This window comes from Thermogemmatispora sp. (genome assembly GCF_019683755.1).
Lineage (GTDB): Bacteria > Chloroflexota > Ktedonobacteria > Ktedonobacterales > Ktedonobacteraceae > Thermogemmatispora.
The window spans coordinates 1-4,658 of record NZ_JADGHT010000355.1 but is presented as its reverse complement, the minus strand read 5'-3'; the positions used below and the strand labels follow the sequence as shown (position 1 = coordinate 4,658).

General features: G+C 61.6%; 5 protein-coding genes. All 5 read left to right on the top strand.

Features of this window, described 5'->3' with window-relative positions:
* Positions 1 to 207: 207 nt before the first annotated feature.
* The gene (locus IRZ24_RS17065) at positions 208 to 1,494 is read left to right on the top strand and encodes an adenylosuccinate synthase (RefSeq protein WP_297166808.1); all 1,287 of its coding nucleotides are present in this window, start codon (positions 208 to 210) and stop codon (positions 1,492 to 1,494) included.
* 78 nt (positions 1,495 to 1,572) lie between these two features.
* Entirely contained in the window at positions 1,573 to 2,073 is a 501-nt protein-coding gene (locus IRZ24_RS17060) for a YbaK/EbsC family protein (protein WP_297166805.1), read from the top strand.
* A 76-nt stretch (positions 2,074 to 2,149) separates the two neighbouring features.
* Positions 2,150 to 2,626, top strand: a complete 477-nt coding sequence (locus IRZ24_RS17055; protein WP_297166802.1) for a flavin reductase family protein — start codon at positions 2,150 to 2,152, stop codon at positions 2,624 to 2,626.
* Between the two features lie 358 nt (positions 2,627 to 2,984).
* Positions 2,985 to 3,734 (top strand): HIT family protein, encoded by a 750-nt coding sequence (locus tag IRZ24_RS17050; RefSeq protein ID WP_297166795.1) that lies wholly within the window; start codon positions 2,985 to 2,987, stop codon positions 3,732 to 3,734.
* A complete protein-coding gene (locus IRZ24_RS17045; RefSeq protein ID WP_297166792.1) occupies positions 3,703 to 4,605 on the top strand; it encodes an alpha/beta hydrolase in 903 nt (300 codons plus the stop codon). The genes IRZ24_RS17050 and IRZ24_RS17045 overlap by 32 nt, the downstream gene beginning before the upstream one ends.
* Positions 4,606 to 4,658: the final 53 nt, after the last annotated feature.

Here is a 4,658-nt window from a genome sequence, read left to right as displayed (position 1 = left end):
GGCAAATAGGGAGACGGACAGGGAGTGATGGGGGTTGTTGGCTGGGGAGGGGAGCACCAAGCCCTTGTCGTTGAGCGTGCGCTCGGAACGGCAGGGAACAACTGGGAATGACTGGAGCGGTTGAGGAAGGTGGGTGAGGATGGTATCCTGGAGACAGGAGCAGATGAGAGAGCAAACAGGAAGCAGAAAAAGAGGAAGAGCAGTGCTATGGCGGTAGTTGCAGTTATTGGCGCCCAGTGGGGGGATGAAGGGAAAGGGAAGATCGTCGATGAACTGGCAGCGCGGGCGCACTTCGTGGTTCGCTACCAGGGAGGGAGCAACGCGGGCCATCGCGTTGTCCATGAAAAAGGAGAATTCGTCTTCCGTCTCATTCCCTCGGGAATTCTCTACCCACAAACCTCCTGTATTATCGGCAACGGCGTAGTCGTTGATCCGCGAGGTCTGCTGGAGGAAATGGAGGAGCTAGAGAGGCAGGGAGTCGACATCTCGCGGCTCTATATCAGCGAGCGGGCTCATGTCGTGATGCCTTACCATTTCCTGCTGGACCGGCTGGAAGAGGAAGCGCGTGGTGAGGAGAAGATCGGCAGCACGCAGCGTGGCATCTCACCGGCCTATGTCGATAAGCACGCCCGCAGCGGTATTCGGATGGCGGACCTACTCGATGTGGATACCTTCCGCAGCAAGCTTGCGACGATTCTGCAGCAGAAGAATCGCATGATCACGCAGATCTATGGGCAGCCCCCGCTCTCGCTCGAGGAGATCCACGGGGAGTACTTCCAGTATGGCCAGCGACTGCGCCCCTATATCACCGATACTCAGGCGATGTTGCACGAGGCGCTTTTCGAGCGCAAGACCATTCTGCTTGAGGGGGCACAGGGAGCATTGCTAGACATCGACTTTGGTACCTATCCCTTTGTCACCGCCTCCTCGACGCTGGCGGCGAATGCGGCGAGTGGGGCAGGCCTGCCGCCGCGCTCGATCGATCGCGTGATAGGCGTCTACAAGGCCTATATCACGCGCGTAGGCAGTGGGCCGATGCCAACCGAGCTGTTTGACGAAGTAGGGGAAGAGATGCGCCGCCGTGGTCATGAATATGGGACCAACACAGGGAGACCGAGGCGCTGCGGCTGGTTCGATGCAGTGGCCGGGCGTTTTGTGGCCCAACTCAACGGCCTGGATGCGATGGTGATCACCAAGCTCGACGTGCTAGATACCTTCCCCACCATCAAGATCTGCACCGCCTATCGCCTCTATGGCAAGACCATCCACAGCCTGCCGGCCAATCTCAACGACCTGGCGGCCTGCGAGCCTGTCTACGAAGAGGTCGAAGGCTGGCAATGTAGCACCAGTGGCATCAGCGACTATGATGATCTCCCGCGAGCAGCCAAGCACTACCTGAAGCGTCTAGAAGAGCTGCTAGAGACCCCCATCGCCATGATCTCGGTCAGCCCGCAGCGCGGGCGTACTATTCAGCTTCAGGACGTGCTGGCCTAGGCCGGAGGCCGAGTGACAACAGCTCTCAGCTACTGGTCGACGGGAAGGCCAAACCAAGCAAGAAGGAGAGAGGACGCGATGTCTACTGAGCCATTTGCGCACCTGAGTCCGGCGGCGCGTCGAGTGCAAGAGGCGCTGGTGGCGGGGGGGTTTCACTGCGAAGTGATCGAGCTAGCGACCTCGACGCGCACGGCAAGCGAGGCGGCGCGCGCCGTTGGCTGTGAACTTGGGCAGATAGTCAAGTCGCTGGTTTTCCGTGGGCGGGAGAGTGGGCGTCCGATTCTCGTCGAGGCTAGTGGAGCCAATCGCGTGGATGAACAACGGTTAGCGGAGCTAGTCGGCGAAGCGGTTGAGCGAGCCGATGCCGATTTCGTGAAGGAGCGGACGGGCTTTGCTATCGGTGGAGTGCCGCCGGTGGGGCATAAGGAGCCACTGGAAACCTTTATCGATGAGGATCTTCTGCGTTATGAGCGCATTTGGGCGGCGGCAGGTACCCCCTCAGCGCTCTTCGCCTTAACTCCTGCCGAGCTGCAGGCGATGACGGGAGGGCGCGTCGCTGCCATCAAGCAGCAAGCGTAACATGGTTGCCGACCATCCAAGAGAAGACAAGTGAGATGGAGCCGAAGGAAGAAGAAGGAGAGGAGCGCGCTGCTCTATGGATCTGGCTGCCAAAAAGCATGTTCTGCGCTTATTTACCTATGGCCTCTACGCTGTTTCCTGCGCTGATGGAGGGGAGGTCAACGCCTTCACCGCGAACTGGCTGACGCAGGTCTCCTTTGAGCCGCCGCTCATTGCCGTCTCGGTGGAGAATGATTCGCGCTCACTGCCGATGATCCTGCGCAGCCGGACTTTTGTCGTCAATGTGCTGCCGTCGGGCGCACGTGAGCTGGCGGGCAAGCTGGGCAAATCGGCCGTGCGTGACCCGCACAAGCTGGAAGGAGTAGCCTTTCACAAAGGACCAGGGGGCTGCCCGATTCTCGATGAAGCCCTAGGATGGCTTGCCTGTGAAGTGCGGCACACCGTGCCTGCTGGCGACTCGACAGTACTCGTTGCCGAGGTGGTTGAAGCCGGAGTCCAGCGTGAAGGAGCGCCCCTGACGATGGCCGAGACCGGTTTTCGTCATGCCGGCTAATCCCGACCTCGGGCCGACCGACCTTCGTCAGAGGCCCACGTGAATCGAATGTCAGGCGATAGAGAGGCGGATAGTGAGGCGGATAGTGAGGCGCTTCCCTGCCCAAGCGCAGCGCAGCGCAGCGGGGTGGGGGCGCCCACACTTTTCTCCTACGCGGAAGCGAGGCAGAAGGCAAGCGGCCCTGTCGGCCTGCAGGGGCCAGACCCGCCTGTCTGTCTGCCTGGCCGGTCTGCTCAAGGAGCGGGGCCCCGTTCGGCCCGCCCGCCGCCCAGACGAACGAGGAGGGGGCGGTCGGCCCCAGGGCGGGGCGGGTGTGGCGGGGCCCCGACGACGAAGAGGAAGGAGAAGGAGCCGTTTGATGTCATTTCCAGATGCGGATCAGCAGTGCCGCGATGTCCTGCAGAGGGGAACCGGTGTTTCTCTCCCGTCCTCAGGGCCGTCCTGGGAACAGGGGCAGGCCCGTCCTGATCCCCCCTGTGTCTTTTGTGAGCGCTCGGCGCTCACCACGATTCTGCAGGAGACGCCAGCTTTCCTGCTCGTGGCTGATCATGCTCCCCTCGTTGAAGGGCATCTCCTGATCATTCCCAAGCACCATTATGCCTGCTATGGTGCCGTGCCAGCGGCGCTTGACCGCGACCTCTTGGCACTCAGGCGCCTGGTGAGCCGTTTTGCGGCTCGCTGGTATGCCCCCCTGCTCTTCTGGGAACATGGAGTCTTCGGTCAAACAGTCTTCCATGCACACCTGCACTGTATCCCCTTTGGCGTCACCAGCTACTGGCCACGTCTGGAGCGGATGGCCCCTCTCGCCATACTGGTCCAAGAGCAAGAAGAGATCCGCCGCTGGTATCGTGAGCGAGGGCACTACTTCTATGTCGAAGATAGCCAGCGCGCCCTACTTTTCCCTCCAGACCCCGATTGCTACCGGCAGGTCATCTACGAAGTCCTCTGGAAGAGCCTCAGCCCTGAGCAGCAGCGGCGAGGCTGGCAGCGGAAAGAGGTCCGGCAGCGGGAAGGGGCTTCCTGGTTAGCGGCCACAGCGCGTAAGTGGCAGGAATTCTGTCGAGAGGAGGGCATCCATGTCTCCCCTGGTCGAACCTGTGCGGGATGAGTTGGTCCTCGCGGGGCAGCTCCGGCTCCATGTTGTCCAGTGGGGAGTAGCGGGGCCGCCAGTCGTCTGTCTTCATGGGCTCACAGCGAACGCCTTCTGCTTCCAAGCCTTTGCTGACGTGTTGGCAACAGACTACCGGGTTATCGCCTACGACCTGCGCGGACGAGGCAGAAGCGAGCGACCAGAGCAAGGTTACAGCGTACCGATCCATGCTGCAGACCTTGATCATCTGCTCACAGCCCTGGGGCTGGAGCGTCCCGCCCTGCTGGGTCATTCGCTCGGGGCCTTGATCGCTCTCTTCTATGCCGCTTGGCGCCCCGAGCGTATCAGCAAGCTCATACTGGTAGACGCCGGGGCACCTTTGCCCTGGAGCAGGCCGGAGGAGCAGCCAGCCTGGTTAAGTGCCTCCATTGCGCGACTGGGGACGCCAGTGGCTTCCTTCGAGGCCTATCGCCAACGCCTCCAGGGATTGCCCTTTCTCGGTCCCTGGTGGAATGCCTATCTCGACCGTTACCTTGAACATGATGTTGAGCGGCTGCCCGACGGGAGCGTGCGCTCACGCGTCTACCGTGAAGGAGTGCTTGAGGAGGGGAGGAGAGCAAATGAAGCGCGTCCAGCGGAGCAGTGGAAGCGCGTGCAGGCCCCGACACTGATCTTACGAGCGGGGGCAGGCATGTTGGCCCCAGATGATCAGCTCCTCAGTGAGGAGGCAGTCCGGGAGATGGTTGCGCAGATCCCGCGCGCACAGCTGAGAGAGTTCCCCATGCTCAACCACTATACCATCCTCTTTGGAGTCACTCCCGAGCCAGCGCAAGCGATCCGTGCCTTTCTTGCCGAAGGAGAGGAGGTCCCAGCGGAAGCCCAGAGCTAGCGAGGGGGTCCCACCCGCCGGAGGGGGCCGGAGGGTGGGACGACAGGAAGGTG